Below are 24571 nucleotides of genomic sequence, written 5' to 3' on the forward strand. Positions count from 1 at the left end.
AAGAAAAAAAGGGAAAGTCCTGAGGACTTTCCCCTGAAAAAAACACTACTTTACTTCGCGGATCTTCCTGACCACTTCCTGCAGTTCGGGCTTGAGTTCCGAATACAGGGGGTCCATAGCCTTCTGGAACTCGGCCAACGCTTCCGGGGAGAGATGGGTGATGACGGACCCGGCGGCGGTGACTTTTTCCTCGGAGACCTTCTCGAACTCCTTCCAGAGCTTGATCTGGAAGGGCATGGAGTCCTTCGCGGCCTTCCTGATGATTTCCCTGTCTTCCTTGGAGAGCCTGTCCATGGCGATCTTGCTGGCGATCAGGATTTCAGGAACCCTGGTATGGCCGTCAAGGGTGAAGTATTTCGCCACCTCGTAGTGGCTCGTGGAGAAGTAGCTGGGCCAGTTGTTCTCGGCTCCGTCGATGACACCGGTCTGGAGTGCGCTGTACACCTCGCCGAAGGCCATGGGCGTGGGAACGGCGCCGAGGGCGGAGACCAGGCCCATCATGAGCTTGCTTTCCTGGACCCGGATCTTCAGTCCCTTCAGGTCGGCCACGGACTTGATTTCTCTCTTGGAGTTGTAGAAATTCCGGGCGCCCGAGTCATACCATGCAAGTCCCACGAAGTTGGCGGGCTCGAGGCTGTTCAGGAATTCCTCGCCGATGGGGCCGTTGAGGACCTTCCACATGTGTTCCTCGTCCCTGTAGAGATAGGGCATCTGCAAAGCGTCGAAGGCGGGAGCGAAAGCGGAGAGAGGAGAGATGCTGACCCTGGTGAAGTCCACGGCTCCGAACTGCACCTGCTCGATGACGGCTTTTTCCTCGCCGAGCTGCTTGCTGTGGTAAACCTCCACTTTGATCCTGCCGCCGGTGCGCTCTTCCACCAGCCTGGCGAATTCCATGTCGCCCTTGGTGGTGGGGTAGTCTGCCACGTGGGTTTCGCCGAGGCGGAGCACCATCTCCGGGGCCGCCGCCGCAGGGAGGGCCGAAACCGCGACTGCGATAACAGCGAGAACCAAAAGGAACCGTTTCATTCAATCTCCTCCTTTAATTTTTGAAATTGAAGCCTTTACATACATTATAGTCGGCTTATTCCAAAAACGCAATCAAAGAGCGTCCTCGGCTGAAAATGCGTTATGTCAGGCGGAATGGAGCTGGAAGTACTCCCTGGCGTTGTTGTAGCAGATGTCCCGGACCATGCCGCCCAAGAGGGCATAATCCTCGGGAAGCTCGCCCCTTTCCACGTCGCCGCCGATGATGTTGCAGAGAATCCTTCGGAAGTACTCGTGCCTCGGGTAGGAAAGAAGGCTTCTGGAATCGGTGAGCATTCCCACGAATCCCGAGAGCACCCCGACGGAGGAGAGAGCCTCGATCTGCCTGGTCATGCCGTCCTTCGTGTCGGTGAACCACCAGGCAGAACCCATCTGCATCTTCCCAGGCACCGACCCGTCCTGGAAACAGCCCAGAATGGAAGGGATCATGTCGTTGTCCTTGGGGTTCAGGGAGTACACGATGGTTTTCCCGAGTTTTCCCGTCCTCTCCAGTCTGTCAAGAAGCCGGGCGAGGGGACGTCCCTGTTCGAAGTCGCCCATGCCGTCGTATCCCGTGTCGGGACCGAGCCGCGCCAGCATGCGGGAGTTGTTGTTCCTCATCGCTCCCAGGTGGAGCTGTTGGGTCCACCCCTGGGAGGCGTCCATGGACAGAAGTTCGTAGAGCACCGCCGAACGGAACCTGAGGAGCGGCTCCCCTGAGAGGGCCCGGCCGCTCCTGAGAATGGCGAAGGCCGTTTCCACCTCCTCCGACGTCCAGTCCGAGGAGTAGCAGGTTTCGATGCCGTAGTCGGAAAGGCGGCATCCGTTCTCGTGGAAGAACTGGTGCCGTTTCCAGAGGCATTCGATGAACCGTCCGAAGGAGTCGATCTTCACTTCCGCCAGTTCCGCCAGCGTGTCGAGCCAGGGGTTGAACCTTTCGGGAAGGTGCCCCTCCAGGGCCCTGTCGGGCCGGAAGGCCGGTGCGACGATGGTTTCGAAGCCGCTCTCCCGGATCTGCCGGTGCTCCTCCAGTGTCGAGGAGGGATCGTCGGTGGTGCAGAGGGCGTCCACTTTGAACTTCTTGATGAGGGACCTGGCGGAGTACTCCTTCTTCCCGAGGAGAGCGGTGCAGTGCCTGTAAATCTCGCCTGCGGTGTCGGGGTTCAGAAGTTCGTTCACGCCGAATACCCTCTGGAGCTCGAGATGGGTCCAGTGGTAGAGGGGGTTGCGGACCACCTTGGGAACGACCCCCGCCCAGGCGGCGAACTTTTCCTCGTCGGGGGCGTCTCCCGTGATGAACCGTTCGTCCACGCCGCAGGCCCTCATGGCCCTCCACTTGTAGTGGTCGCCTCCGAGCCAGATTTCCGTGAGATTCTTGAACTGTCTGTCCGAGAGGATGTCCGAGGGGGGGATGTGGCAATGGTAGTCGAAGATGGGCATGGGTGCCGCGTATTCATGGTAGAGTTTCTGGGCGGGCTTGGATTCGAGAAGAAAATCCTTGTCCATGAATTTTTTCGCCATAGTGGTTCTCCTCCTTGCAATGGGGTGTCTTCGGTTTCATTCTTTGGAAGTACATTTTACTCCCTGGGAAGAAATTGCGCCACGTTCTGCAATTTCCCCCTAAATCCGCAGGCTTTTCAGGCAGCGTGGAAATGTCACAGGACTCCGCCGCCGTCCTCCTTCTCCGGAAGGTATTTCCAGTACTTTTTCGGCATGAACCGCCGCTGCAGCTCGGCATTTTTCCTGGTCTGCACCGCCGTGGAGGAGAAATAGCCTTTCCAGAGGTCACGAATTTCCTGTTCCCTTCCGGAGAGAGGCAGGGGGCCCTCTGTGCGGAAGGCGGTCATCCGCCAGGTTCCGTTCTCAAACACTGCCGCCTTGTTTCTCCCCGTGTCGTGGATGATCCACCGCTCTCCGCCAAGCCTCCGGGCGAAATGGCCGGCCACCAGAGGAAGGATATCTCCCTCTGGTTCGAAGGGCGCGTAGAGCACTCCCCGAAGCTCTGTAAACCGGAGAAGACCCAGAAACCGGTGTCTCTCCCTCGACACGGTCCGGCCTGCCTCGTGTACGGTTCTCACCCTCTCGTCCGCCAGGAGTCCCGCCGTCCGGGGTCCGACGGTCCAGGCGAGGGCGAAATACCGGTAGACCGCCATTTCCCTTCCGGCCATGGCGCTGAGAAAGGCGTAGTATCCCGCAGCCAGAACCCTTCGCGAAAACCTGGCGGCCAGGGCGGTGCGCACGGAGGCCGCCAGGTTTTCATCCGTTGCCGTCTGAACGGTTTCAAAAAGGAGCGGCTGTTTTTTGCCCTGCCCGAGAATTCCCTCCGGCCGCTCTTTTTTGCGTGCGGATTCGTGGATCAGGCAGAGAAAACCGTTGAAGGTTCCGTCAAAAGTCCAGACGGCCATGGTCAGAACTCCATGCGAAGCTGCCGGAGATTGTCCTTCCCCGGGGGAGGAGCGGAGAGCAGTCTTCTGAGGTCGCCCCCAGGCGGAGAGGCAGGGAATGCCGGGTTTTTGCAGGAAATGAAGAACCGCGCCCGCTTCATCACTATACCCAGTTTCGCCAGGTCGTCGCCGTCGAGGAGGTGTCCCCTCCTGGCGGTGAGAATTCTCTTTGCGGACCTGACGCCGATTCCGGGAACGCGGAGTATTTCTTCGTAGGACGCCCTGTTCACGTCCACCGGGAAGAAATCCGGGCGGGCCAGGGCCCAGCCCGTCTTGGGGTCGAGGGCTTCGTCGAGGTTGGGCTGCTGCGGGCTCAGAACTTCTTCGGCCCGGAAACCGTAGAACCGGAGCAGCCAGTCCGCCTGGTAGAGGCGGTGCTCCCTCAGCAGGGGAGGTTTCGCGGCGGGTGCGGGAAGGAGCGGGTTATCCGCCACGGGGATATAGGCGGAGTAGTAGACCCGTCTGAGCCCGAAGCTCCGGTAGAGTCCTTCGGACAGGCGAAGGATGGTGAAATCGTTCTCGGGGGAGGCCCCAACCATGAGCTGGGTGCTCTGCCCGGCGGGAACGAAGGCAGGGGTCGGCCGGCCTGTGCGTTTCCATTTCTTCCGCTCTTCGATGGTTCCGCCGATGAAGGCCATGGGCCGGAGGATGGAGTCCCGGTTCTTCTGGGGGGCCAGGGCCAGGAGGCTTTGTTCCGAGGGGAGCTCGATGTTCACGCTCATCCTGTCGGCCAGGAGGCCGAGGGTGCCGAGAAGGGACGGGGAGGCGCCGGGGATGGCCTTGGCGTGGATGTAGCCTCCGAACCGGTGTTCCTCCCTGAGGATTTTTGCTGTCCGGACGAGCTGAACCATGGTGTCGTCCGGTGACCCGACGACGGCCGAACTGAGGAAGAGTCCCTCGATGTAGTTTCTCCGGTACATCCGGATGGTCAGATCGGCGAGTTCCCTGGGAGTGAAGGTTGCCCTCGGAATGTCCGCGCTCCGCCTGTTCACGCAGTAGGCGCAGTCGAAAACGCAGTCGTTGGAAAACAGGACCTTGAGCAGGGAGATGCACCGCCCGTCGTCGGACCAGCTGTGGCAGATTCCGCCGAGGGAGGTGCTGCCCAGGCTGCCCCGCCGTCCGGCGCTTCCGCTGGACGAGCACGATACGTCGTATTTCGCTCCTTCCGCGAGGACCGCGAGTTTCCCCAGGGTTTCCATGGCAACCTCCGCACTGAACGTGATAACAAAATGTTATCATTTTCCGGAGAAAAAGAAAAGAGGGAGGAGAGAACCTGAATCCGCACCTCCGCGGGGAGTGTCACCGGAACTCGCTTGGGCGGGGGGTGCGGATTGTCGTCCTTGACAACTGCCCAAGCGAGTCCCGCGGCTCCCTGCGTTCGCCGGTTGCCTGCCTGAGAAACCGACATCCATGTCGGTTTCTCGCCCCTGGCGGGGCGAATTCACCTTATGCCCGGCGACGCTCCCTCGGCCTGAAAGACCTTGCGGATTTAGGGGAACAATGCAAAATGGAATAAAAACCCGTTCTTTGGTATAATGTACCAATTACATACATCCGAAAGAATCAGGAGAACAGGGCCTTGAGGCGAACACGCAGCCAATTCTCCCTTCCTTTGAGGAAGGAACGTTTTGATCCTTTTCGGCGGGCCGTCTTAATAGTGCTCCTTGCGGCTGCCGGCATCGTGGCTGTGCTGTTTTACCTTGACGCCCGGGCGGTCGCCCGGCAGGAAGAAGCCATCAACGACCGCCAGTTTCTCTTGGCGACCCTTGCCCGCCTTGCTGCCGAGGACCGTTTTTCCTCCGTCGACGTCTCCGCCCGTTTCCTTCTGAACCACGTGTTTCCCGGTCTCCTCAGCGGGGACCTGTCCCCGGCCGAAGCTCAGAAATACCTTCAGCCCATGGTGTACAACATGCCGGAAGTGCTCGGATTTTATTTCCTTCCCGCCGACCCCGGAGAGGACCGCACCCCTGTCCCGGCCTTCCGCTCCACACCGGCCGGAAATGAAGGCCGGGCCTTTGCCGAGGAGACTGCTTCCCGCCTCGGGCCCGGTCCTCTTTCGCCGGAGGAGGCAGGAGCGCTGTCGGGAACCGTGAAGGCGACCTCCAGGTGGCAGATGGCCCTTTTTTCAGACGGACTTCTATCCCAGGGGACCCTCCGGGGAGTGCTCTTCACGGTGGTGGACCTCTCCCCCCTTCTTTCCCGGTATGTTCTTCCTCTGGCCACGGGCAGGAACGCCATCTCCCTGGTGCTTTCCGAGGATGGTTCCCTGGTGTGGTTCGGCGGTTCCTCATCGAACGGACAGGAAGAAGGGATCTTCAGGGAGGACTCCCCTGAACTGGAGAGTATCCGCAGGATTGTTTCCGGGGCCGTGTCGGGAAAGAGCAGCCTGGATCTTCCCGGCGGGGGAACCGGGAAAAGGCTGCTTGTCGCCTGGAACACCCTCCGGATGGGGGGGAAGCGTCTTTCCGTCGTTTCGGCGTCTCCCGGAGACGAGGTGGACGCGGCCCTCAGGGACCTGAGAACCCAGAGAAACCTGCTTGTGGGGGCTCTTGTTCTCCTTGTCGTGCTCGGAGGCGTCTTTTTCACCGGAAAACAGCGGCAGGAGGAAATCCTGAGACGAGAATCCACCTTACGGGCAGTCTTCAATAAAGCCTCGTCGGGAATCGCCATCCTCGGGGAGGAGGGCGCCTTTCTTTCATGCAACGCCGCCTGGGAGGCCATGACGGGCCTGTCGCAGGAACGGCTGCGGCAGAAGACCATCTTCGACCTTGTCGCACCCGGCCCGGGCCAGGGACGGGAGGAACTCCGGCAGGCCCTCCCTGAGAAGAACGGCAGGGCCGAGGTCAGGTTCCTGCGGGCGGACGGGCTCACCTTCTGGGGGGATGTGTCCCTTGCCGTCCTGGAAGCGGCCCCCGCCTTTCCCGCCGGATCCCTTCTGGCGCTCATCACCGATATTTCCGGGATGAAGCGGGCGGAAGACCTTCTGAGACAGAGCGCCGCCGCCCTGGAGGCCCAAAAGGCAGAACTGGAAAAACTCGCTTCCGACCAGAGGATGCTTCTGGACCTCTTCACCCTCTTCGCAGAGGCCGACACGCCCGCCGAAATTCACAGGGCCCTGTTCGCTTCCCTCCCGGCCATTATCACCTTCAGGAATCTTTTTCTTTGCATCCGGGACTGCCATGAGCCCCGGTACACCACCCTGGACGCCCTGGGGGAAATGGAAAGGACGGGCCAGGCCGACTTCTGCACGGAGGGGAAGGGCATCGTGGGGCATGTTTTCAGGACGGGCAAACCCTACATCGCCGGCGACCTGGCCATGGATCCCTGGTATGTTCCCCATTCCGACGAAGCCCGGTCTCTTGTGGCCGTTCCCGTCTCCTACAAAGGCAAGGACTGGGGAGTGCTCTGCCTGGACAGTGCCGCCAAGTACGCCTTCGGAGTACGGGAGAGAGACCTCCTCGCTCTCGTGGGGTTCTATGTCGCCCTCCACCTGGAGGAGCTGGAAGCCCGGACGGAGCTCGACAGGAAAGCCGGCCAGCTCGGCTTTCTCCACCGGGTGGTCAGGGAGATGGCGGCGGAACGGACGAACGGTGAACTCTCGGGGAAGATAGTCGGCATCCTGGGATCCGAGCTTGGTTTCCCCACGGTGGGAATCTTCGTCCCCGGAGAGAAGGAAGGCGAGAATCCGGTGCTCCTGGCGGGGTATTCCGGAGGGGCCGGCGAAGACGACGTGCTGCTCTGCCTTTCCGACGATGCGGGCGAAGCCCTCCGGACAGGAATGTCCGTCGAACGGGAAGGAGACGAAGGATCGGCGACCCTTGCGGTGCCCATGTCCTTCAACGGCCAGGTGTTCGCCGTCCTCGCCGCCTGCAACGAGAGAGGATTTTCCTCTTCGGAAAAGGAAATTCTGGAAATCACGGCAGAACACGGCGCCACCTTCTGGGTACTGAACAACCTGATGGCGGAAAGGCGCCGGGAGGCCCTCATCGACCCCCTTACCCAAGTGTGGAACCGCAGGTACATCATGCGCCGCCTGGAGGAGGAAAGTTCCAGGATTGCCCGGAGCGGCGGCAGGGGCGCTGTGGTGCTGGTGGACCTGGGAGATTTCAAGAGCATCAACGACCGCTTCGGTCACGTGGCGGGAGACGAGGTGCTCAAAGAAACGGCCTCCCTCATGAGCGCGAACCTGAGAACATGTGATATGATAGGACGGTATGGTGGGGACGAGTTCCTTCTCTACCTGCCTGACGTAACAGTCGACCAAGCCGCCGCCGCTGTGCGGCGGATGGAGGAGCGGGCTGCCGCTCTGAAGATTCCAGGGGTGGTCGCGTCGGTGGTGCTGGATTACGGCATCGCGTCCTGCCCAGGCGACGGAGACGACTTGGTGGCGGTCATCGGAACGGCCGACGCCAGGATGTACGAAAACAAGACGAGACGAAAGGCGGGAACAGCATGATCCTGTCGCTGCATCATCCAAGTTTTACGGTGGAGGATATCGAGAGGTCCGTGGCGTTTTACAGGGACGTCCTCGGTCTCACACTCGAAGGAATATGGGAGCGGGACCCGGCCTATTCCGAGGGTGTCACCGGCGTTCCCGGTGCTCGCCTGAAGGTCGCCTACTTCACTCTGCCCAACGCATCCTTCGAGCTCGTGGAATACACGGGCGGAAAGGGAGTCAAGATAGACACCTCCACGAACAATACCGGAAGCGCCCACGTATGTTTCATCGCGGATGATTTCGACGCCCTGGCGGACCGCCTCAAGGAAGCGGGCGCGGTCTTCCCCGGCGGGGTCAATGTGATCCCCGGCGGATCCAACAAGGGAAAGAAGATCGTCTACGTGGAAGACCCCGACAACAACACCCTGGAAATTATTTCATCGGAGGTTTCCGTCTAGGCTGGACAGGCCGGAGGAGAGGGGTATTTCTCCCGGTCCCGCTCCGGAAAACGGACGAGGGGCTCCGTCCGGGCCTCGCCGATGCGTTCCCGCTTTCCCCCGTCCACAGAATAAGTCCCCTCGCCGGTCCGTCCCCACAGGCTCACCGAAAGCACGACACGACACGACATGAGTAAGGAGGAAAGAACATGCTCGGACAGTATTACTTGGCCACAGGCGCCGGCGCTTTTTTGCTTGTCGCTCTTGCAGTGATCACCGGATTATTCGGACGGCAGCTCAGGAAGGTATTCCCCGGGCGGAAGGTGCTGCTGACCCACAAGGTTTGCGCCCTCGGGGGAGTGCTCCTGGCGCTGCTCCACGTTCTGGGCGCTCACGGAGACTGAAAGGACCATCAAGCCGCGGATTCAACGGCGCAAAGAAAGAGGTGGACTCCCGACCTGTCACCGAGCCGGACATGGCGGGAATCGACTGGTTCCGGCTGTACTATAATAGGGAAAAGCGAGATCAACGGACATCTACGTGATCCCCGATTTCCAGAACCCCTCCGGGAAAACCTGGTCCCTCGAACGGCGGAAGGCCTTCATGGAGACCGGACATCCTCGTGGTGGAGGACAACCCCTACGGCGAACTCCGGTTCGAGGGAACCACGCCCCCTCCCTGAAGTCCATGGACACGAAGGGACAGATGGTGGTTCTGGGCACCTTCTCCAAGATATTCTGCCCAGGGCTCCGGGTTGCCTGGATCTGCGGCGAGCCCGCCTTCCTCGAGAGCTTCTGCAATCTGAAGCAGGCAGCGGACCTCCACACCTCCACTCTCAGCCAGTACGAGATCGACGCCTACCTGTCGGAGTACGACATCGAGGAGCATATCCGCACGCTTTTTCCTCAGTGCAAGGACGCCTATAGTCTTCGTGGATTGCCCGGCTTTGCGCTCAGTGGCCTAAATCCGCAGGTTTTTCAAGCAGCGGGAGCGTCACCGGGGAACGTTTGGGCGGGGGGGGGTGCAGATTGTCGTCCTTGACAACTGCCGAAGCGAGTCCCGCGGCTCCCTGCGTTCGCCGGCTGCCTGCTTGTGAAACCGACATCCATGTCGGTTTCACTCACCTCAGGCGCCCTTCCCCAGGGGATAATCTCTTCGCCCCTGGGGAAGGGCGAATTCACCTTATGCCCGGCGACACTCCCTCTGCCTGCGGATTTAGGGACCACCAGGGATAGCCGAAATTTGACCACCCCGGTAGCCCAGATGCGGAAATGGGTCGCGCGCGCAGAGCTCACACGGTATCCCACAGAAATGATGGCGTCAAGGGTATAAAAATCGACATTTCGCTTGACTGTTCTTTCGCCCTCGGTTTGAACTGTTTCCAGAATGGAAACAGTTGCGTCTCTGCTTAATTCGCCCTCTTCGTAAATGTTTTGTAAATGCTTTGACACAGCGGGAATATTTACACCGAACAACGCCGCCATTCCCTTTTGAGTCAGCCAGACAGTCTCATCCTGTATGAGCGCGCTTACGGAGACATCCTCGTTCGCAGAACGATATACGAGAAACTGAAAATCCCTGTTCATGTTCCCACCTCGATCTCCGCGATGATTCGTGCGATCTCCTCCCGCAGCACCTGCTCCCGGGCCACGATCTCCTCGATCTCTGCATTGAGGGCGGTGATGTCGAGGGCTTCCCGGGTGTCCCGATGATCCACGTAGGTGGACACGGACAGGTTGTAGTCCTGGTCCGCGATGCGGGAATTCGGAACGAGCTTCGCGAAATGGTCGGCATCCGACCGTTCGGTGTATGCGGCGAGAATGGCGGCTATGTTGTCCTTCGTCAGCTTGTTGCTGTTGGTGACCTTGACGCACTCCTTCGAGGCGTCGATGAACAGGGTGCTGTTTTCGGTCTTGGACTTTTTCAGCACCATGATGCAGGTGGCGATGCTCGTGCCGAAAAACAGGTTGTCGGAAAGCTGGATCACGCAGTCGATGTAGTTGTTGTCGATGAGGTACTTGCGGATCTTCTGCTCCGCGCCGCCCCGGTACATGACGCCCGGAAAGCAGACGATGGCCGCCGTGCCGCTGGCGGCAAGCCAGGCAAGGCTGTGCATGATGAAGGCGAGGTCCGCCTTCGACTTGGGGGCGAGCACCCCCGCGGGCGAAAATCTGGGGTCGTTGGTCAGAAGGGGGTTGGCGTCTCCGTCCCACTTGATGGAGTAGGGAGGATTGGAGACGATGGCCTCGAAGGGTTCATCGTCCCAGTGGAGCGGATCGGTCAGCGTGTCGCCGTGCCCGATGTCGAACTTGTCGCAGTCGATGTCATGGAGGAACATGTTGATGCGGCAGAGGTTGTAGGTGGTGATGTTGATCTCCTGGCCGAAGAAGCCGAGGCGGACGTTTTCTTTGCCGAGGATTTTCGCGAATTTCAGCAGAAGGGAACCGGAGCCGCAGGCCGGGTCGTACACCTTGTTCACTTCGGTTTTCCCCGTGAGGGTGATGCGGGTGAGGAGTTCGCTGACCTCCTGGGGGGCGTAATACTCGCCGCCGCTCTTGCCTGCGTTTGAGGCGTACATGCCCATCAGGAACTCGTAGGCGTCGCCGAAGGCGTCAATGGTGTTGTCTCTGTAGTCGCCGAGCTTCATGTCGCCCACGCCGTTCAGGAGCTTGATGAGCTTTTCGTTTCTCTTTGCGACCGTCGGCCCGAGCTTGTTGCTGTTCACGTCGATGTCGTCGAACAGGCCCCTGAAGTTCTCCTCGCTGGGGGCGCCCTGCGCGGAAGTCTCGATGCTTCGGAAAACTTTTTCCAGGGTCTCGTTGAGGTTTTCGTCCGCCGCCGCCTTTTTTCGTACGTTCCGGAACAGGCCGCTCGGCAGGATGAAGAAGCCCCTGGTCTGGACAATATCCGCCCGGGCCTCTTCCGCTTCGTTGTCGGAGAGCTTCGTATAGTCGAAGACCGGGTTCCCGGCTTCCTGTTCGCCGCGGTTTATGTAGTTCGTGAGGTTTTCCGATATGTACCGGTAAAACAGCATGCCGGGGACATACTGCTTGAAGTCCCACCCGTCCACGCTGCCCTGAAGGTCGTTGGCGATGTTCCATATCGTCCGGTGCAGTTCCGCCCGTTCCTGCTCTTTTTTGTTGTCGGTCGTGGTCGTCCTTCCTTCTTCGGGGCTGTAGGGTGCGAATTTCACGATGCCGCAGGTATTTCGGTCCAGAGCGGCGTTGCGAGATGGGGTATTGCCGTTTTTACGCTTTTCTTTTCGGCCGGAGGATGCGGCGGCTTCCGGACCGACTCCGGAAAGGTGCCGAGGGGCCGTGCCTCGGCCGGGCGTCATTGGGTTCTTTCCGCACCCTTGCTTTATTATATCATTTTTTAGCAGATAACAATAATTTTAAATATTACATTATTTCTTGCCCCGCCAGGCTCTTCACCCCGCTGAAACTGCCCCGGAAGAGGATTTTTTCCCGCGTTCTCCGCTTTCACTCTTCAGGTTGTACAAAATTCAATGTTATAATGCTCGTGAGCAGTATATCATCTCCGGACCGGGAGGTCGTTCCCATGGCAGGAAAACTTATCGAGTGCGTTCCGAATTTCAGCGAGGGACGGCGGCAGGACGTCATCGAGTCCATCGCCGCCAATTTTCGGGGAGTGAAGGGGTGCTCCCTTCTCGATTACCGGGCGGACGCCGACCACAACCGCCTCGTGGTCAGCCTTGCGGGCGAGCCGGAAGCCGTGACCGACGCCCTGCTCCGCGCGGCGAAGACGGCCATGGCCGCCATCGACATGAACGCCCACCAGGGTGCCCATCCGAGGATCGGGGCGGTGGACGTGATCCCCTTCACGCCCATCCGGGGAATTTCCATGGAGGAGTGCGTCGCCCTATCCCACGCCTTCGGCGAGCGCTACTTCGCCGAGCTGGGCATTCCCGTCTATTTCTACGAAGAATCGGCGAAGCGCCCCGAGCGGAAGCGCCTCGAGGTGATCCGCAAGGGTCAGTACGAGGTGCTGAAAGCGGAATCCGTCACTCCGGAACGGCAGCCCGACGTGGGCGGCCCGGCCCTTCACCCTACGGCGGGGGCCACGGTCATCGGAGCGCGGCAGTTCCTCGTGGCTTTCAACGTGAACCTCAACACCGCCGACGAGGAGATCGCGAAAAAGATCGGCACCTTCGTCCGGGCGTCGAGCGGCGGCTTCTGCCACGTGAAGGGCATGGGCGTGGCCCTTTCCGAACGGGGCATGACCCAGGTGAGCATGAACATCGTGGATTATCAGAAGAACGCCCTCTACAGGGTGCTGGAGCTGATCCGCATGGAGGCCAGGCGCTGGGGCGTGGAGGTGGTGGAAACGGAGATTTACGGCATGATCCCCGCCCAAGCCCTTCTGGACAGCGCGGCCTACTATCTCCAGGTGAAGGATTTTGACCCTGACCAGGTGCTGGAGCTGAAACTGCTCGGAATGGGGGATGGTGCGGAATGATCACGAAACTTGTGCGGAACGCCAGGATCTACACCCCGGAGGGGTCCTCGCCATCGGCGGGGAAGGACCAGGGAGCCCTTCGCTTTCTCCCCCGGGGTGCCATGGTGGTTCGGGACGGCCTGATCGAGGCCGTGGGCCCCGAAGAGGAAATTCTTTCGTCCCTCTCCGGCAGGGAGTTCGACGAGGAGATCGACTGCGGAGGGCGGTGCGTCATCCCCGGTTTCGTTGACCCCCATACCCACATGTGTTTCGCCCGGAGGCGGGAGGAGGAGTTTTCCCTCCGCCTCGCGGGGACTCCCTACCTTGAGATCCTCCAGAAAGGAGGGGGAATCCTCTCCTCGGTACGGAGCGTTCGGGAGGCCACCGAGGACGACCTGTTCGAGAACACCCTGGCGTCGGCTCTCTCGGCCCTCTCTCTGGGGACCACCACGGTGGAAATGAAGAGCGGCTACGGGCTGGACACGGAGACGGAGCTGCGCATGCTCTCGGTGATCCGGAGGGTGGGACGGGAGACTCCCCTGGACGTGGTGCCCACCTTCATGGGCGCCCATGCCGTTCCCGAGCTGTACCGGGGCAACGGCGACGGGTACGTGGACCTGCTCGTGGAGGAGATGCTCCCGGCGGTGGAGGAGCAGGGAATCGCCCGGTTCTGCGACGTGTTCTGCGAGGAAGGTGTCTTCTCCGCTGCCCAGACGGAGCGGATCCTCGCTGAAGCGTCCCGGAGGGGCCTCGGCCTGAAGGTCCACGCCGACGAGGTCCACGACACCGGCGGTGCGGCTCTGGCCGCCCGCATGGGGGCTGTCTCGGCGGAGCACCTTCTCGCCGTGAGCGACGAGGGGATCGGCGCCCTGGCGAAAAGCGGGACCACGGCCATTCTCCTTCCGGCCACGGCCTACAGCCTGAGAAAACCCTACGCCCGTGCCCGGGCCATGATCGAGCACGGGGTTCCGGTGGCTCTGGCCACGGACTGCAACCCCGGGTCGTCCTTCACCGAGTCTATGCCCTTCGTCTTCGGGCTTGCGGTGATGGCCATGGGGCTCACAGTGGAAGAGGCCCTGACGGCCGCCACGAAGAACAGCGCCTGCGCCGTGGGCATGGGGGCTGTCTGCGGAACCCTCGAGGCGGGAAAGCAGGCGGATTTTCTTCTCCTCGACGGGGAGACCCCGGCCGTTCTCGCCTATCATGCGGGTGTCCCGGCCGTGGAAGGGGTCTGCAAGAAAGGGGAGCAGATCCGGTGAGGACGGCGGACAAGAACAGGAAAGTGCGCCTCGACGGTATGTCCCTCACCCTGGAGGACGTGGCGAACGTCGCCCGAAAGGGCTGGACGGTGGAGTTGGACGAGGAAACCATCCGGAGGGTGGAGGCATCATCGGCGGCGGTCAGGGCCTGGGAGAATTCCGACGACGTGGTGTACGGCATCACCACCGGCTTCGGCGACCTCGCGTCGGTGAACATCTCCCGGAAAGACCGGCGGCTGCTGCAGGAAAACCTGCTGAAGAGCCACGCCTGCGGCGTGGGGGCCCCCTTCCCCGAGGACATCACCAGGGCCATGATGCTCCTCCGGATCAACAGCCTTGTCCGGGGGCACTCGGGCATCAGCCTCGCCGTTCTGAACCAGTTTGTCGCCCTGCTGAACCTGGGCATCCATCCGGTGGTTCCCTGCCAGGGATCGGTTGGCGCCAGCGGTGACCTGTGCCCGCTTTCCCACCTGGCCCTCCCCCTCATCGGCCACGGGTCGGTGCGGTACAGGGGGCGGACAATGGCGGCAGCGAAGGCGCTCCAGATGGCCGGGCTCGCTCCCGTGCAGCTGGGGGCCAAGGAAGGGCTGGCCCTGAACAACGGCACGGCCTCCATGGGAGCCATGGCCGTGCTTGCCCTGCTGGACGCCGAAAACCTGGCCAAGACGGCGGACATTGCCGCGGCGCTCTCCATCGAGGCCCTCCACGGCGTTCCCTTCGCCTTTGACCCGCGGACCCACGCCCTCCGGCCACACAACGGCCAGGGGATGGTGGCGGAGAACATCCGCAGGCTCATCGAGGGAAGCGAAATACTGGAAAAGTACAGGTCCGGAAAGGTGCAGGACGCCTACTCGCTCCGGTGTGTTCCCCAGGTCCACGGCGCTACCCGGGACGCCCTCGGCTACGTCCGGGGAGTCCTCGAGGTGGAGGTTAATTCCGTCACGGACAATCCCATTATTTTTCCCGATGACGGCGTGGCCATCAGCGGCGGCAATTTCCACGGGCAGCCCCTCGCCCTGGCCATGGACTTCTTCGGCATCGCCGTGGCGGAGCTGGCGAGCATTTCCGAACGGCGCCAGGCACGGCTTGTGGACACGAGCCTGTCGGGCCTTCCTCCCTTCCTCGTGGAGAACAGCGGCCTGAACAGCGGCTTCATGATCGCCCAGTACACCTCGGCGGCCCTGGTGTCGGAGAACAAGGTACTCGCCCACCCCTCGTCGGTGGACTCCATCCCCACGTCGGCCAACCAGGAGGACCACGTCTCCATGGGCGCCTACTCCGCCCGCAAAGGGCTCTCCATCCTGGACAACGCCCGGAAGGTGGTGGCCATCGAGCTGCTGGCGGGCTCCCAGGCCCTGGACTTCAGCCGCCTGCTGAAGCCCGGCGCGGGGACCACGGCGGCCCACGACTGCGTCCGGGGGGCCGTTCCCTACCTGAAGCACGACGAATTCCTCCAGCCCCTCATCGAGAGGGTGGAGGCCCTGGTGGTCCGGGGAGCGGTGGTAAAAGCGGTGGAGGAGGCCATAGGCCCCCTCCGCTGAGAAAAATTGAAAACGGGGGAAGCCCTTGGGACTTCCCCCGTTTTTACTGAGTTTTTCGCCTCCGGATCAGGCGTTCTTCGAGAGCCAGGTCCAAGCGAAACCTGCGAGGGATGCCACTCCGGCGGGGAGGGCGTCGTCGTCCACGTTGAACTTCGGATGATGGTGGGCGTTGTCCGTTCCTTTGCCGGGGTTGCCCGTCCCGAGGAGGAAGTAGGTGCCGGGGACCTTCTGCTGGAAGTAGCTGAAATCCTCGGAGCCCATGATGAGAGGCGTTTCCTTCACGTTTTCCGGCCCGAACACTTCGTCGAAGACGTCCTTCGCCACGGCCGTGACCGCCGGTTCGTTGATGGTGGCGGGGATGAAGCGCTTGTAATCCAGCTCGAAGGTGCACCTTCCGATCCGGCATGCCCCGGCGATGACCCTGCGGATGGCCGATTCCACGTGGTCCTGGACGGCGGGGTTGAAGGAGCGGACCGTGCCGTTCATCTCCACAGAGTCGGGGATGATGTTGAAGACGGAGTGCCCCGCCTTCACCGTCCCGGTGCTCACCACGACAGTCTCTCTGGCGCTCACTTCCCTGCCGACGATGGCCTGGAGGTTGAGCACGATGTTCGCCGCCGTGATGGTGGGGTCGATGCAGAGCTCCGGGGTGGAGCCGTGGCCACCCTTCCCCTTCAGGGTGAGGTACCAGCCGTCCGCGGCCGCCATGATGGGGCCGGAGCGGTACAGGACCGTTCCCGTGGGGGTCGATGACCAGCAGTGGATGCCCGCCACTGCGTCCACGCCCTGGAGAGCCCCTTCTTCCACCATGGCCTTGGCGCCGGATTGCAGGCCGCTCTCCTCGGCGGGCTGGAACAGAAAGCGCACCGTGCCCGGAATTTCATCCCTGATTGCGGACAACACCTTCGCCGCCCCGAGGAGCATGGCCGTATGGGCATCGTGGCCGCAGGCGTGCATGACGCCGTCTTTCTGCGACCTGTAGGGAAGGTCGTTGTCCTCGTTCAGGGGAAGGGCGTCCATGTCGCCCCGAAGGGCCACGCACTTTCCGGGCTTTCCCCCCCGGAGGTCGGCCGCCACGCCGCACTCCGTGCCGTCGAAGCCGACCTTCACGATATCGCATCCTATGGCTTTAAGGGCTTCCACCACAGTTTTGGTGGTTTCGACCTCCTGCCACGCGATCTCGGGGTGGGTGTGAAAATGATGCCTGTGGGCCATGGTTTCGTTTTTTGACGATGCCGCAAGCGCCTTGATCTTTTCGAGCATTGAAAAGGTCACCTCGTTCACTCAAAGTTAGTCTGCCGAAAATACAAAATACACACTACCACCCTTTCCGGGGGAAATCAAGGGACTATTGTCTTCCCCAGGAGAAGGGGCTTTTGCTGTGGAATCCGGTATTGAGAGGCATGGCCGCCGTTTTCTGAAGGGACAAAATTGCTGTTAAGTCAAGCAAGTATTTTTATAGATAATAACAAAACATTTCACTTTTATGAAAATAAGCAGGAATTGCCGAAATGATGTTTCCGAATGAAACATTGCTTCCGTGGCGCCTTCCGGGCTCTCATGTGCGGGGTTTTCTTCCCTGTGATATAGTATCGCCATGAAGGGGTTTCTGCGCCCCTGTCCATCCCGTTGCCGAAAAAAAGAAAAATGGTGAGCCCGGAGCCGCCGGGATTTTTCGTGGGTGTTCCCGGCAGAGGAGGAAGAAGGGTGAAACGAACGGGATGCGCTGGTCTTGATCTTCGTTTTGCGGGAGCCTGCTTCGGGCTTTCTTCCCCCGACGGGCAGCGGCATCTTGGTGAGGCCGTCCTCGGGAGCCTGACGAGGAAGGGCGGCGCCGTGGTGCTGAACGTGGCGTCGGAAGGTAGCACGGACACGATTTCCTTCAATGTGCGTGTTGAAAAGTCCGGGGGGGGGAGACATTCCCCGCTCTATCCTCACTTTCGAACGAATCGCCGACGACGACTGCAAGGCCCTCCTCAACGGCGCGGATCCCGTCTTCGGCCTGGAGAAGGATATGGACTCTCGGGACGGTACACTCTCTCGGCGGCCGACAGGGTCCGCCTGGGAAAAACAGCGGCGGTAAATTCGGAGAGATGCAGGCCGCGGGGTTTCCCCGCACTGCCTGCGGCAGGTCCCGCTCTTTTTCGGCGGATGAATTTTGACAGGAGGTTTTAGTACGTGAAAATCGCAGTGCTGATCAAGCAGGTTCCCGATTCCGACGACGTGCGCATGGATCCCGAGACGGGGACCATGGTGCGGGAAGGGATGGGAGCCATCGTCAACCCTCTCGACCTGAACGCCCTCCAGGCCGCCCTCGATCTCCGGTCGTCGGCGGGCGGGGAGGTCACGGTGTTCACCATGGGGCCTCCCCGGGCCGATGAAGCCCTCAGGGAGTGCCTCTCCATGGGGGCCGACAGGGGAGTGCTCCTCACCGACCGAGCCTTCGCGGGCAGCGATACCTGGGCCACCGCCAAGGTGCTTGCCGCGGCGGTGAAGAAAGCCGGGCCCTTCGACCTCGTCCTCGCGGGCGAGAAGGCCACCGACGGCGAGACGGGGCAGGTGGGCCCGGAGACGGCGGCGCTGCTGGGCATTCCCTTCAGCACCTACGTGAGTGCCGTCTCCCTTGCCGGCGGGGGAGTGGAGGTCGCCCGGACGGTGGAGGAGGGGATCCAGAGACAGTACCTGCCATTCCCCTGCCTGCTCACGGTCCTCCACGCACTGAACGAGCCTTCCATGCCCACCCTTGCGGGAAAGAAGCGGGCCAGGCGGACGGAGATTCCCCTTGAGGGGATAGCCTCCATAGGGCTCTCTCCGGAAGAAACGGGGCTCGGGGGGTCGGCCACCCGGGTGGTGAAGATCTCCTACCCGACCATATCGAGAACGACGGAAATGTTCGACGAGAAGCGGATCGACGAGGGCATCGAGCGCCTCGTGGCCGTCCTCCGGGACATGGCGGTCATTTAGGGGGAACGGCAGATGACGGAAAAACAGTTTTTCGTTCTCGGAGAGGTCCGGGACGGCCATATCCATTCCGTGACCTTCGAGCTGACGGGAAAAGCCGGGGATCTGGCGGATACCTGCGGCGGCACGGTGACGACGGTACTTCTTTCCGGCGGTCTCGCCGACGATCCGGAGGCCCTTCTCCGGGGCGGCGCGGACCGAGTGATGACGGTGGAGCACCCTTCCCTGTCCATGTTCAACCAGGAGGCGGAAGTGAAGGTGCTGGCCCATCTCCTGCGGCAGGAGGCCCCGGACGTGGTCCTCGCCCCTGCCACCACGTCGGGGCGGACCACCATGCCCGCCCTGGCCGCAGAGCTGGAGACGGGGCTGACCGCCGACTGCACAGGGCTGGAGATGGACCGGGAGACGGGACTGCTGCTCCAGACGCGGCCCGCCATCGGGGGCAACGTCATGGCCACGATCAAGACCCCCATGCGCCGTCCCCAGATGGCCACCGTCCGGCCCCGGACTTTCCGGGCTCGGGACCGGTCGAAGGCCGTGTCAAGAGGCGGAGTGGTCAGGCCGGAGATCCCTTCGGAGCTGTTCGGGTCAAGGGTGGTCAACCTCGGCTTTGAACGGGCGGAGGACGGCGGTTCCAACATCCAGGACCTCGACGTGGTGGTCTCCGGGGGCAAGGGGCTGAAGCGCCCCGAGAGCTTCCGGATGCTGGAGGAGCTGGCGGCCCTCCTCGGCGGAGGGGTGGGCGCCAGCAGGCCCGCCGTGGATGCCAAGTGGATGGGCTACCCCCACCAGGTGGGCCTCTCAGGCAAGGTGGTGGCGCCGAAGGTCTACATCGCCGCCGGCATCTCCGGAGCGGTGCAGCACCTGGCGGGAATGCAGACAGCAGGCTACGTGGTGGCGGTGAACAGGGATCCTGACGCCTCCATCTTCCGGGTGGCCGATCTCGGACTCTGCGGCGACCTGTTCGACATTCTCCCCCGGCTCACGGAGCGGATCAGGAAAGAGGTGGGCGCGGAATGACCCCGGCGAACTATTCTCCCGTGACGGAGCGGACCGTTCTGGACCTGACGGCCATAGTGGGAAAATCCAACGTGGCGGTGGACATGGAGAAGCGCATTGCCTACTCCTACGACGAAGTGCCCCGGTTCTCCTGGGACCGGGAGTATATCGCCGAGGCGGTAGTCTTCCCGGAGACCACGGAGCACGTGTCGGCTGTTCTGAAGTACGCCGACCGGCACCGCATCCCCGTGACGCCCAGGGGGGCGGGCACGGGGCTTTCCGGCGGGGCCGTGCCCTTTGCCGGGGGGATTGTCCTTTCCTTCGAGAAGATGCGGCGGATCCTCGAGCTGGACAAAAAGAACCTCACCATCACCGTGGAGCCCGGGGTGGTGACCGCCGAAATCACGAAAGCGGCCCGGCAGGAGGGGCTGCTCTACGCGGGCGACCCCTGCAGCGGCGACGCCTCGTTCATCGGCGGCAACGTGGCGGAAAACGCCGGGGGGAACAAGGTGGTGAAGTACGGCACCACGGGCAATTCCGTACTGGCCCTGGAAGCGGTGCTCCCCGACGGGACGGTCACCTGGTTCGGGGGGAAGCGCCGGAAGGACGCAACGGGGTACGACTTCGCCCATCTCATTGTGGGGTCCGAGGGGACTCTGGCGGTGGTGACGAAGATCATCCTCAAGCTCCTACCCCTGCCCGGCAAGGTGGTTGACCTCCTGGTCCCCTTCCCCGACGTGGCTTCGGCCATCGACTTCGCCCCCAGGATCCAGAGCGAGGGGAAGGTCATCCCGTCTTCCATCGAGTTCATGGACGGCAAGTCCATCCGGCTGGCGGAGCGGTTCCTCAACACGGCCCTCCCCTACGACGACGCCGGGGCTCATCTCGTCATCCAGCTCGAGGGGAACGACCCGAACGTGCTGGCGGACGACATGGAGCGCATCGGCGACTTGTGCCTGGCCCACGGGGCGCTGGAGGTCTTCGTGGCGGACAACAAGACCACCAGCGACAAACTCTGGAAAGCCCGGAAGTGCCTTGCCGAGGCCATCATGGCCTTTTACCCAAAGTACAGCCTGGAGGACCTGGTGGTGCCCACCAGCGAGATACCGAAGCTCATGACGGAGACCACCCGGCTCTGCGAAAAATACAGCATCGAGGAGGCCAACTTCGGCCACGTGGGGGACGGGAACATGCACGTGAACCTCCTCTTCCCCGAGGAGCGGCCGGACTGGCACCACATCATCGACGCCCTTCTCGACGAACTCTACGACTTCACCGCCTCCATCGGCGGGACGCTGAGCGGAGAGCACGGCATCGGCCTCAAGCGGCAGAAGTACATGTGCCGGGTCATGGACGACGCCCAGATGGAGCTTATCAGACGGGTAAAGCTCGCCTTCGACCCTAACGAAATCCTGAACCCGGGAAAGATGATTTCCTGCCCCGGAAGAGGAGAATAGCAAACGAAAGGCGCCCCGGAAACGGGGCGCCTTTTCTACTCTTCTCCCGTCCGGTTGTCCCGGATGAGGGCCGCCATCTCCTCCAGGGAGATCCGGGCCGCTCCCTCAGCCCCCTCCAGGAGGCTTTCCGCAAGTTCCCGCTTTATTCCGTGAAGGTCCACGATCTTTTCTTCCACCGTGTCCTTCGCCACGATCCGGTAGACGGTGACGGGGCGCTCCTGGCCGATGCGGTGGGCGCGGTCGGAGGCCTGGTCCTCCACGGCGGGGTTCCACCAGGGGTCCATGTGAATCACGTAGTCGGCTGCGGTAAGGTTCAGTCCCGTTCCCCCCGCCCGGAGGCTGATGAGAAAGCATTCCTTTTCTCCCGCCTGGAAGGAGGCGATCTGCCGCTCCCGCTCCCGGGACGGAGTGGAGCCGTCGAGGTAGGCGTAGGAAACCCCGAGCCCGTCGAGGTACCCCCGGATTATGGAGAGATGGTCCACGAACTGGCTGAAAACCAGGCAGCGGTGTCCCCCCGCCCTTAGTTCCTCCAGGATCTCGCCGAAGGCCTCGAGCCTGGAGGAGGGGAGTCCCCCCTTCTCCGGCAGGACGAGGGATGGGCTGCAGCAGGCCCTCCGGAGCCTCATGAGCTCGGCGAGGACCACGAACCGCTTGTCCCGTCCGTCTCCCCCGGATTCGATCTTTCCGGCCGCCTCCCTGCGGACGGCCTCGTAAACTGCCCGTTCCTCCCGGGTCATCTCCACCCTCAGGACGATCTCCGTCTTGGGCGGAAGCTCGCTGAGCACCTGGTCCTTGGTCCGCCGGAGGAGGAAGGGCCGGACGAGCTTTTTCAGCCGTGCCGCCGCCCCCTTGTTCCCGTACTTTTCGATGGGGACGGCGAAGCGCCTGGTAAAGCCGTCCAGGGAACCGAGCAGGCCGGGGTTGAGAAAGCGGAAGAGGTTCCACAACTCGCCGAGATTGTTTTCTACCGGCGTTCCCGTGGTGATGACCCGGAAATCTCCCTGGAGCTTCATGGCGGCGGCGGACCTTTTCGTGCCGCTGTTCTTGATTGCCTGGGCCTCGTCGAGGACCACGGTATGCCACCGCACCGACTCGAGGAGAGCCCCGTCGTGCTGGAGGAGACCGTAGCTGGCCGTCACCACGTCGTAGGGCTCCAAGTTCTCCAGAAGCTTCTTCCTGTCGCCGTTCCGGTACTCCTTTACCCTCAGGGAGGGAGCGAACCGGGCCGCCTCGGCCGCCCAGTTCGGACAGACCGACACGGGGGCCACCACCAGGGCGGGGCCCCCGGAGGCCCGGGAAAGGAGGGCGGCGAGGACCTGGACGGTCTTGCCGAGCCCCATGTCGTCCGCAAGGCAGGCCCCGGCTCCCCATGCTGCGAGCCTGAGCATCCACCGGAACCCGTCGGCCTGGTAGTCCCGGAGCTCACCCCGGAAGGCGGCGGGAAGGTCCGGGTTCAGCCGTTCGGCCTCCGCTGCGAGAGCGAGCCTTCTGTGCCATTCGCCGTCACCGGAGAAATCCTCCGCCCCGGATGCGAACCGTTCCACCAGAGGAGCCGAGAGGGGGGAGAACCGGAGATCGTTTCCCTTCCAGTCCCCCGAGGCCTCCAGGTCCCAGAGGCTCCTGCGGAGTTCCTCGGTGAGGGCGAGGTATTCCCCGTTTCCGAGAGGCAGAAAGCGGCTTCCTCCTCCCGAGACCAAGCGGCAGGCCTCCCGGAGGGAGACCACCGTCTCCTCGTCCACCCGGATCTCCCCCGAAAGGGCGAACCAGTCCTTCACTGACCGGACCGAAGCCCTGACGGACGAGGCGCCCGCCTTTCCTCGGATTGTCAGCCGGTCTCCCCGGGGCCATTCGATCACGGCGCGTCCCCCGAGCTCTCCGGCCTGGAGGAGAAAGTCGAGGCAGAGTTCTGGGGAATCGAGGATCCACCGGTACTCGTCGGTCTGTTCTCCTTCCCCAAGGGCGGGGCAGAGCAACCGGACCTCGTCGGCCCTCCTGATCTCCTCCTCGAGGGAACGGAGAGTCTTCAGCCTCTTCCCTCCGGACAGGCCGAACACGGCTTTCCCTCCCACCCCCGGGCGGGAGACCGGCGTTCCCGGACCGAGAGGCCGGACGTAAAAGGCTGCGGTGAAGCCATCTCCCCCCGGAGCGAGCTGAATGAAGATCCGTTCGTCCGCCGGAACGCCGGGAAGATCCCCCGGACCGTCCAGTCCGGAACTCACGGGAACAAGGGGCGCCAGGGCCTCGAGGGTCCGAAGGACTTCGGTCTTCCCTTCCGTGGGAACGGGGATCCCTTTCTCGCCCAGAATCCGGGCTATCTCCAGGTGTTTTTCCTCGAATACGACGGTACGGATCCGCTCCGGCCCTTCTTCGATCGCCACCAGCCCCTGGAAGGGACCCTCGGACGGATGGGGCGCCATGCGGAGGAGCACGCCGGACGGGAGGGTTTCGGTCTCCACAGCGGGAGGCTCGGCCACGATCTCCACCGGCCGTCCGTCGTCGGCCCGGACAACGGACGGGTGCCCGGCGAGAGCCTTCAGAACCTTGGCCTGGTCGAACTCGAACCACCGCTTGTAATACCATCCCTCGTAACCGCTCGTCTCCCTGACCGCCCCGGCGGCGGCCGTATCCTGGCGGGTCATCCAGTCCTCCCGGACGAGGTCGTTCCGAAGCCGTTTCAGGGCCACGGGCCGTCCCTTGCTCCAGTTTCCCGAGGGCTGCAGGACCTGCTCCAGGGGAGTGAAGGTGACGGACCGGATGATTCCTCCGTCGTCGCTCTCCCAGTCGGCTTCCCACAGCAGCCTCCTGGCCCGCTTCTCCTCGTTCCCTCCGGTCTCTCCGAGGGCCGACAGGGCTGAGAGGGCCAGCATCCAGTTTTCCCGGCGGGGGAGAATTTCGTGGAGGGGGAGATCCCTGGCGACAGGATTCTCCACCGGGAGGCCGAGAATCTCCCCGAGCTCCGTGACGAGGAGGTGCAGCCCTCCGTTTTCGAGAAGGCCGTCCAGGGCCTTTTCGAAAAGAGATCGGTATTCGTCCAGTCTTTCGGGGGCGCTCCAGGTGACGCAAAGGGCTACGAAAAAGAGGAAGGAAGGAGAATAGCCCTGCTTTTCCAGCACCTTTGGGGAATAGACGGAGAAGAAGGAGCCGCTTCCCTTTCCGGCCCTGTAGTCGGCGAGAAATCGGAAGAGGGCGTACAGCGGGGCGTAAGAGCTCTGTTCCACTCCGGCGGAGAACAGGGAGGATGCCTTCTTGAACTCCCCCCCGGCAAGGAGGAGCAGGGGGTGGAACACTCCTGAAAAGGGCGCGTAACAGATTTTTCGGGAACGCTGTTCCTTCCGGAGGCGCTTCAGCCCCTGCTCAAAAAGGTCCAGGGCCTCTGCCCGCCGTCCGCCGAGGAAGGCGAGGATTCCCCGGACGGAGAAAACCTCCGGGGAGAGGATATCCCCGGAGACCATCTCTGCTGCCGCATCAAGTTTCCCGCTCAGGTACGCCGTCTCGGCCGCCCGGATGCGCAGTTCGTCCCCGGAAAGGCCCCGGCCGTTCTGTTCGGTCACCGG

18 protein-coding genes are annotated in these 24571 nt (G+C 62.4%); 10 read left to right on the plus strand and 8 right to left on the minus strand.

Annotated elements, in window-relative coordinates; genetic code table 11:
* Positions 1-45: 45 nt before the first annotated feature.
* The 4 genes from JMJ95_RS09445 to JMJ95_RS09460 all read right to left on the minus strand — a co-directional run bounded on the left by JMJ95_RS09445 (position 46) and on the right by JMJ95_RS09460 (position 4666).
* Positions 46-1026 (minus strand): TRAP transporter substrate-binding protein, encoded by a 981-nt coding sequence (locus JMJ95_RS09445; RefSeq protein ID WP_290684804.1) that lies wholly within the window; start codon positions 1024-1026, stop codon positions 46-48.
* 105 nt (positions 1027-1131) lie between these two features.
* On the minus strand, positions 1132-2544 hold the full coding sequence (gene uxaC / locus JMJ95_RS09450; protein ID WP_290684806.1) for a glucuronate isomerase: 1413 nt from the start codon (positions 2542-2544) through the stop codon (positions 1132-1134).
* A 134-nt stretch (positions 2545-2678) separates the two neighbouring features.
* Entirely contained in the window at positions 2679-3428 is a 750-nt protein-coding gene (locus JMJ95_RS09455) for a TIGR03915 family putative DNA repair protein (RefSeq protein ID WP_290684807.1), read from the minus strand.
* Positions 3429-3430: 2 nt separating this feature from the next.
* On the minus strand, positions 3431-4666 hold the full coding sequence (locus JMJ95_RS09460; RefSeq protein WP_290684808.1) for a putative DNA modification/repair radical SAM protein: 1236 nt from the start codon (positions 4664-4666) through the stop codon (positions 3431-3433).
* Between the two features lie 458 nt (positions 4667-5124).
* Here JMJ95_RS09460 and JMJ95_RS09465 point away from each other — a divergent pair, with 458 nt between their 5' ends.
* The 4 genes from JMJ95_RS09465 (at position 5125) to JMJ95_RS09480 (ending at position 9383) form a co-directional block, all read left to right on the plus strand.
* A complete protein-coding gene (locus tag JMJ95_RS09465; protein ID WP_290684810.1) occupies positions 5125-7923 on the plus strand; it encodes a diguanylate cyclase in 2799 nt (932 codons plus the stop codon).
* A complete protein-coding gene (locus JMJ95_RS09470) occupies positions 7920-8363 on the plus strand; it encodes a VOC family protein (protein ID WP_290684811.1) in 444 nt (147 codons plus the stop codon). Before JMJ95_RS09465 ends, JMJ95_RS09470 begins: the two co-directional genes overlap by 4 nt.
* 188 nt (positions 8364-8551) lie before the next feature.
* The gene (locus tag JMJ95_RS09475; protein ID WP_290684812.1) at positions 8552-8746 is read left to right on the plus strand and encodes a hypothetical protein; all 195 of its coding nucleotides are present in this window, start codon (positions 8552-8554) and stop codon (positions 8744-8746) included.
* A 283-nt stretch (positions 8747-9029) separates the two neighbouring features.
* Positions 9030-9383 carry a hypothetical protein gene (locus tag JMJ95_RS09480; protein ID WP_290684863.1) on the plus strand — a complete coding sequence of 118 codons (354 nt, stop codon included), beginning with the start codon at positions 9030-9032 and terminating at the stop codon, positions 9381-9383.
* On the opposite strand, the gene JMJ95_RS09485 is transcribed toward JMJ95_RS09480, so the two are convergent.
* Together JMJ95_RS09485 and JMJ95_RS09490 are read right to left on the minus strand one after the other, a co-directional pair.
* Positions 9320-9928 carry a virulence RhuM family protein gene (locus JMJ95_RS09485; RefSeq protein ID WP_367153790.1) on the minus strand — a complete coding sequence of 203 codons (609 nt, stop codon included), beginning with the start codon at positions 9926-9928 and terminating at the stop codon, positions 9320-9322. The two genes, JMJ95_RS09480 and JMJ95_RS09485, sit on opposite strands and share 64 nt — an antisense overlap.
* A complete protein-coding gene (locus tag JMJ95_RS09490; RefSeq protein WP_290684814.1) occupies positions 9925-11679 on the minus strand; it encodes a type I restriction-modification system subunit M in 1755 nt (584 codons plus the stop codon). Before JMJ95_RS09490 ends, JMJ95_RS09485 begins: the two co-directional genes overlap by 4 nt.
* Before the next feature lie 224 nt (positions 11680-11903).
* Here JMJ95_RS09490 and ftcD point away from each other — a divergent pair, with 224 nt between their 5' ends.
* Genes ftcD through hutH form a run of 3 tightly spaced genes read left to right on the plus strand, consistent with a single transcriptional unit; the run spans position 11904 to position 15600 of the window.
* Positions 11904-12821, plus strand: a complete 918-nt coding sequence (gene ftcD, locus JMJ95_RS09495; RefSeq protein WP_290684816.1) for a glutamate formimidoyltransferase — start codon at positions 11904-11906, stop codon at positions 12819-12821.
* The gene (hutI, locus tag JMJ95_RS09500; RefSeq protein ID WP_290684818.1) at positions 12818-14059 is read left to right on the plus strand and encodes an imidazolonepropionase; all 1242 of its coding nucleotides are present in this window, start codon (positions 12818-12820) and stop codon (positions 14057-14059) included. The genes ftcD and hutI overlap by 4 nt, the downstream gene beginning before the upstream one ends.
* Positions 14056-15600 (plus strand): histidine ammonia-lyase, encoded by a 1545-nt coding sequence (hutH, locus tag JMJ95_RS09505; RefSeq protein WP_290684820.1) that lies wholly within the window; start codon positions 14056-14058, stop codon positions 15598-15600. The genes hutI and hutH overlap by 4 nt, the downstream gene beginning before the upstream one ends.
* A gap of 66 nt (positions 15601-15666) precedes the next feature.
* Here the strand turns inward: hutH and JMJ95_RS09510 are convergent, their stop codons facing one another.
* A complete protein-coding gene (locus tag JMJ95_RS09510) occupies positions 15667-16863 on the minus strand; it encodes a M20 family metallopeptidase (RefSeq protein ID WP_290684822.1) in 1197 nt (398 codons plus the stop codon).
* A 915-nt stretch (positions 16864-17778) separates the two neighbouring features.
* Here JMJ95_RS09510 and JMJ95_RS09515 point away from each other — a divergent pair.
* Genes JMJ95_RS09515 through JMJ95_RS09525 form a run of 3 tightly spaced genes read left to right on the plus strand, consistent with a single transcriptional unit; the run spans position 17779 to position 21017 of the window.
* Positions 17779-18564, plus strand: coding sequence for an electron transfer flavoprotein subunit beta/FixA family protein (locus JMJ95_RS09515; RefSeq protein WP_290684823.1), 786 nt, complete (start codon positions 17779-17781; stop codon positions 18562-18564).
* Positions 18565-18576: 12 nt separating this feature from the next.
* Complete coding sequence (locus JMJ95_RS09520) at positions 18577-19581, plus strand: electron transfer flavoprotein subunit alpha/FixB family protein (RefSeq protein ID WP_290684825.1); 1005 nt, start codon at positions 18577-18579, stop codon at positions 19579-19581.
* Positions 19578-21017, plus strand: coding sequence for an FAD-linked oxidase C-terminal domain-containing protein (locus JMJ95_RS09525; protein WP_290684827.1), 1440 nt, complete (start codon positions 19578-19580; stop codon positions 21015-21017). The genes JMJ95_RS09520 and JMJ95_RS09525 overlap by 4 nt, the downstream gene beginning before the upstream one ends.
* A gap of 35 nt (positions 21018-21052) precedes the next feature.
* On the opposite strand, the gene JMJ95_RS09530 is transcribed toward JMJ95_RS09525, so the two are convergent.
* Entirely contained in the window at positions 21053-24568 is a 3516-nt protein-coding gene (locus tag JMJ95_RS09530; RefSeq protein ID WP_290684829.1) for a DEAD/DEAH box helicase, read from the minus strand.
* Positions 24569-24571: the final 3 nt, after the last annotated feature.

Origin of the sequence: Aminivibrio sp., from assembly GCF_016756745.1 — a bacterium.
Taxonomy (GTDB): Bacteria; Synergistota; Synergistia; order Synergistales; family Aminobacteriaceae; genus Aminivibrio.